At 64.9% G+C, this 6227-nt stretch carries 2 protein-coding genes; both read left to right on the plus strand.

Annotation, left to right across the window (positions count from 1 at the left end; genetic code table 11):
• Positions 1-729: 729 nt before the first annotated feature.
• Positions 730-1251, plus strand: a complete 522-nt coding sequence (locus EN893_RS14395) for an AraC family transcriptional regulator (RefSeq protein WP_127271838.1) — start codon at positions 730-732, stop codon at positions 1249-1251.
• Positions 1252-1447: 196 nt separating this feature from the next.
• Positions 1448-6227, plus strand: a 4780-nt coding sequence (locus EN893_RS14400; protein ID WP_128361602.1) for a calcium-binding protein, incomplete at its 3' end; no start/stop codon positions are given.

Here is a 6227-nt window from a genome sequence, read left to right on the forward strand (position 1 = left end):
AGGAGGACGTTCTTCTGGGGTTTGTGGAACTTACATGGGATTTGTACGAGAATCGTCGCGACGATCTGCAATGACCGGCAGCCGATCGGGTAGCTCTACATTGCCTTGAAGGGCTGCTGAATTGGTCGAATTACCCAGACCTGAAGCAGGGCTCCGAACTCAGGCCAACCAGAGGCCTCGCGGCAGCGGGCTCGGTGTTGGCACTTTTGCGCTGGCAGCTTTCACGATAGGAATTTTTTCTTGACTCGGTGACCTCAGCTAAGGTATAAATTTGTGCATGGTGCTGATTTGCGCCAGTGACCCGCCGAACAGGCGGGTTTTTCGTTTGATGCTCCGTCAGCCTATGCGCCGGCGAAGGTTCCGAAATGGTCCAGTCCTTGCCTTGTTGACTGGTCCGTCTTCTTATCCCGAACAAAATTTTTTCTTTGCGTACGGATGTTATTCACACTCCGCGCCATGTGCGTTACGTTGGATCCGGGTCGGGCTAAGGGGGATTTCAGGCGGCGGACAAGCGGCTGAGGCCAGGCAATGAAAAATACGGACGATGCTCGGGAAAGCGGCGTTTCCCGGGGCGTCAATCGAGAACGGACAGCTCGATTTGTCCTGGACATAATTCCTGAAAGCGCCGGGCCCAGGAGGGCCACCGCGCGGGGGAGTGTCATACCCTCCGTCCGCGATCCCGTCTCGCAGACATTCATCGTTCGCCGTCCGGCCGGAACGATCCGATGAATGGCGATGCCGGCCGGCTTCGATCAATCACGAATTGTTTTTCGGGGGAACGAGGAGGAAGGCCTCCGGCTGAACCTCATCTGGGACGTGTCAGGAGGCCGAAAAATGCCGGGTGATGATGGTTTCCCCGGACCGGCTTCCGGAACCAATCTGCGACGGCCGACGCTCAACGCGAAAGGCGGGCTTTCGGTCCGCAGCACACGCCGCGTGCAGGAATTTCTGGACAAGAACTTTACCCGCAAGCTGGCGCTTGCCGAAATGGCCGCTGTTTGCGAGCTTTCGCCGTACCACTTCATGCGGGCTTTCTCGAGGACGTTCGGGGTGCCGCCGCACCAGTATGTCCTCGAGCTGCGGCTGGATTTGGCTGAAAGACTGCTTGCCGACAGCCGCATGACGATCGCCGACATCGCGCATTCCTGCGGATTTTCAAGCCAGAGCCATTTTACCACCGTGATGAAGAAATACCGCCAGGTGACGCCGCTGCAGCTGCGGGTGGGCAAGCTTAACGCCAAGGTTAGATGAGGTGGCGCTTAGGTCGTTGCTTTATTTCTTGGTTTTAAAGCATTGGCTAAGGTAACAAGCCGTTAACCTCTGCAGGTTTGCTCCGATCTTTTCTCACAAGGCAGCAATTTCGTGAAATACCGCGGGCAGGAATCATGTCTTCCTGCGGTGGAACGGAATTGTCAGACATTTCGTGCCGGCCAGCGGAGAGGGAACCATGACCGACAACCAGATTTCGAACGGCTCGCTTCTTGTTCAGCGTCGCGCGGCGCATTTCGCCGGGCACTGGATCGCGGGGGCCGATGTCAGTTCCCGCTCGGTTCGCCGCCGCCTGATGGCTGTGCTACGGATGGCGCATCGTGCGCTCGGCATGGGGCGCAAGCGCCTGGGGCTGGGAACTTTGGGCGTCGGCGGGATGTCGGGGGCGGCGGCCGCGATGCTGGGCGCCTTCGCGATCGGCATGGCTGCGACGCCGGCTCAGGCGCAATATCAGGCCGGCGGCGGAACCGCGACAGCCGGCAACGCCGTCGCCATCGGTAACGGCACCCAGGCGAATGGCGCGAACAGCGTGGCATTGGGCACCTCCAACAGCGCAACGGGCGATGCTTCGATCGCCATCGGCTATTCGATGAGTGTCAATGGCCTCAACTCCATAGGCATAGGTGTCTTTGCGAAGGCAACCGGCGTCAACGCCCTCGCGTTAGGCGGGAACGCCCAAGCTACTGCGGATGGAGCAAGCTCCATTGGCGTCAACTCGGTTGCAGCCGCAGGCGCGGCCGCCTTTGGCCTGAACGCGCGTGCGGACGGAACGAACTCGACGGCGATCGGCTATGTTACCCGGGCGACCGGACTGCGCGCCACCGCGCTCGGGTTTGGTGCAACAGCGTCCGGGCTGGATTCGCTTGCCCAAGGCAATAGCGCCGTCGCAAGCAACCAGAATGCCATCGCCATCGGCTTCCAGGCGACCGCAACGGCGATCAACGCCGTCAATCTTGGCAACCGAACTGTTGCGGGAATGGGCGCCCTTGAAGAGAGCGCCATCGCCATCGGCACGGACGTCAGGGCATCTCAGGTCGACAGCATTGCGATAGGACGCCAATCCGTTTCATCTGCAGGAAACGCGGTGGCTTTAGGCAAGAACGCGGCGGCCTCGAGCGCGGCCTCGATGGCGCTGGGGGCCGGTGCGGCCGCAACCAACACCAACGCGGTCGCGATCGGCGCCAGCACCCAGGCCACGGGAGCCGGCTCCGCCGCCCTCGGCACCTTCTCCGTTGCTTCGGGAGCGAATTCCACAGCCCTCGGGAACGCCACTGCCAGCGGCGACCGTGGGTTCGCCGGCGGCCGTTTGGCCACCGCCGTGGGCAACGATTCCATCGCCATCGGCACGACCGCAAATGCGAGCAGCGCCGCCAGCACAGCGGTTGGCAACACGGCCGTTGCCAGCGGCACAAACGCCTCCTCATTCGGGTCTGGAGCGAATGCGACGGGAGACAATTCCCTCGCCGCCGGCGTCAGCGCCAACGCCAGCGGGATTGCCAGCACAGCGCTTGGCATCGGCGCCGCATCCAGCGGCACCAATGCCGTCGCTGTCGGCGTTTCGGCGAGCGCGTCCGGGTTGAACGCCATCTATGTCGGCTCGCGCACCTTTGGAGCAGGCGCCAGCGCACAGAGCGCCATCGGCATCGGCACGGACGTGACGGCGTCCGCAGCCAACGCCATCGCGGTCGGTCTCCAGGCCACTGCGAACTCCGTCGACGCCGTCGCCATCGGCACCAACGCAAACGCAAGCGGGGGCAAGGCTGTCGCCATCGGTGCGGGCAACGTCGCTTATGGAGACGGCGCGGTTGCCATCGGCGATCCGAGCTTCGCCAGCGGCACCGGCGCCTTCACCGGCGGCGCAAACAACATCGCCAACAGCGACGGCACGGCGACCGCCACCGCGGCCAACGCGGCCAACGGTGCCGTCGCCATCGGCAACAACAACAAGGCGATCGGCCAAGGCTCAGTGGCGTTGGGCAACGGCTCCACGGCAGGTGCCGCCGGCCTCGCCGGGAATATCGCATTTGGCGATGGCGCGACGGCGGCGGCAAGCTCCGGCGACGTGGCGCTCGGCTCGGGCTCGGTGACCACCACGGCGGTCGGAACGGCCAGTGGGGTGGTCAATGGCACGACCTATGCCTTCCAGGGCACCAACCCGACCTCGACGGTCAGCATCGGCGCGCCCGGCGCGGAACGCACCATCACCAATGTCGCCGCGGGTCGGATCAGTTCGACGTCGACCGACGCCATCAACGGCTCGCAGCTCGCCGCCACCAACCAGGCCGTCGATGCCATCGGCGCCGTCGTCAACAACATCAATGTCGGCGGCGGCATCAAGTATTTCCATGCCAACTCGACGGCGGCGGACTCCTCGGCGACGGGCACGGACTCCGTTGCGATCGGACCCGTCGCGACCGCAACGGGGACGAACGCCATCGCGGCCGGTGTCAATTCGAGTGCATCCGACGCCAATGCGTCGGCCTTCGGCAGCGGCGCCGTCGCATCGGCGCTCGACGCAACGGCGATGGGATACATTTCCAACGCCTCTGGCCAATACAGCACCGCCATCGGCGCGAATGCCAACGCCACGGCGACCTCCAGCACCGCGATCGGCCAGAACGCCTTTGCTACCGGCCTCCAGGCGACCGCTCTCGGCATGCAAGCGAATGCCAGCGCCGCGAATGCGCTCGCGCTGGGTGCAAACTCGACCGCTGGCAACGCAGGCGACGTGGCGCTCGGCTCGGGCAGTGTCACCGACGTCGCCGTCGGCACGCCGAGCACCGTGATCAACGGCACGACCTACGCTTTCCAGGGTACCACTCCGACTTCGACGGTCAGCGTCGGCGCGGTCGGTGCGGAACGCACCATCACCAATGTCGCCGCGGGGCGGATCAGTTCGACGTCGACCGACGCCATCAACGGCTCGCAGCTCGCCGCCACCAACCAGGCCGTCGACGCCATCGGCACCACGCTCAGCACCATTGGCGGTTCCGTGACCGATCTCGGCAACACGATCAACAACATCGCCGGCGATCCCTCGACCGCCTATACCGACGCCAATGGCGAGGGCATCCGCTACGCCCGCACCAACGAGGCCGGGCTGGCGCAAACCGATTCCTTCGCACAAGGGGTCGGCTCCACCGCCGTCGGCTACCAGGCGACCGCGACCGGCGACAGCGCGCTGGCGCTCGGCCGCGACAGCAATGCCAGCATCGACGGCGGCGTGGCGCTCGGTTCGGGTTCGGTTTCCGATCGTGCGATCGCTCCGACTACCGGGCAATTGCCCGCCGGCCCATCCAACTTCATCCAGTACAACACAACCGACAAGACGCTGCTCGGCGCCGTTTCGGTGGGCGATGCCACCTCGTACCGGCAGATCACCAATGTGGCCGACGGCACCCAGGACCAGGACGCGGTGACGGTGCGCCAACTCGCCGGCGCCATAGCTGCCGTATCGGTCACCTCGACCAAGTATTTCCATGCCAATTCGGCGGCGGTCGACTCGCTGGCGGTCGGGGCAGAGTCGGTCGCGGTCGGTCCGACCACGGTCGTCAACGGCGACAACGGCATCGGCATCGGCAATGGCGCCATTGTCGACCAGACAGCACCCGGCGGCACAGCGATCGGCCAGGGCGCCCATGTGATGCTGGCCGATGGGCTGGCGCTCGGCACCAATTCGCTGGCGTCCGGCATCCAGTCGGTGGCGCTCGGCGCCGGCGCCCAGAGCACCTTCATCAACAGCGTGGCGCTCGGTGCGCAGTCCATCACCACGGTCGGCGCGCAGGCAGGCTACACGGCCTTTGCGCTCGCCGGTCCGCAAACGTCGGTCGGCGAGGTGTCGATCGGCTCTGCCGGTGCCGAACGCAAGCTCACCAATGTCGCGGCGGGCTCTGCCGACACCGACGGCGTCAACGTTTCGCAGTTGCGCGGCGTGACGCAAAACGTCAGCAACCTGTTCGGCGGCGGCACGACCGTCAATCCCGACGGCTCGATCACCGGCCCGACCTACAACATCCAGGGCAACAATTATTCCACCGTCTATGACGGCTTCACGGCCGTCGACAATGCGCTGACCAGCATCAGCAATGGCGGCGGCATCAAGTATTTCCACGCCAACTCGACGCTGGCCGACAGCATCGCCGGCGGCACCAACGCCGTTGCGATCGGACCGGAGAGCGTGGCGAGCGGCACCGACAGCCTGGCCGCGGGACATGGCTCGACGGCCGCTGGGCAAGGCGCCGTCGCGCTCGGCCAGGGCGCGCAGGCCAACAATGCCAACGATGTGGCGCTCGGTTCCGGTTCGGTGACGCAGACCGCCGTCGGGACCTCCAGCACCGTCATCAACGGCAAGACCTACACTTATGCCGGAACGACTCCAACCGGAACCGTCAGCGTCGGCGACGCCGGCGCCGAGCGGACGATCACCAATGTCGCTGCCGGCCGCGTGTCTTCCGACAGCACCGATGCGATCAACGGCTCGCAGCTCTACGCCACCAATACGGCGATCGAGGATCTGAAAGCCGGCGTCGGAAACCTTACCGAGAACGCGGTGACCTATGACGCCCCGGGCGGCGTCAAGTCGAACACCATCACGTTGCAGGGCGGCGACGTCAACGCGCCGGTCGTCATCTCCAATGTCGGCCCCGGCGTCAAAGGGACCGATGCGGTCAACGTCGACCAGATGAACCAGGGCCTGACCGCGGGCAAGAGCTATACGGACAACCGCGTAGCCTACGCTATCGATACGTCCAACGACTACACCGACAAGGTGGCGGTCACGACCTTGCAACAGGCCAACGACTATACCGACCAGAAGCTCAGCCAGCTCAATTCGGACATCAGCGGCATCCGCGACGAGGCGCGGCAGGCGGCCGCAATAGGCCTTGCGGCCGCCTCGCTGCGCTATGACGACCGGCCCGGAAAGCTGAGCGTGGCGGCGGGCGGTGGCTTGTGGCGGG

The sequence above is a fragment of the Mesorhizobium sp. M7A.F.Ca.CA.004.04.2.1 genome, from assembly GCF_004022825.1.
GTDB lineage: Bacteria > Pseudomonadota > Alphaproteobacteria > Rhizobiales > Rhizobiaceae > Mesorhizobium.

What these genes read in the sequence shown, in the direction of transcription:
- EN893_RS14395 (WP_127271838.1), top strand. Translation starts at nt 730, where the DNA reads ATGGCGATGCCGGCCGGCTTCGATCAATCACGAATTGTTTTTCGGGGG.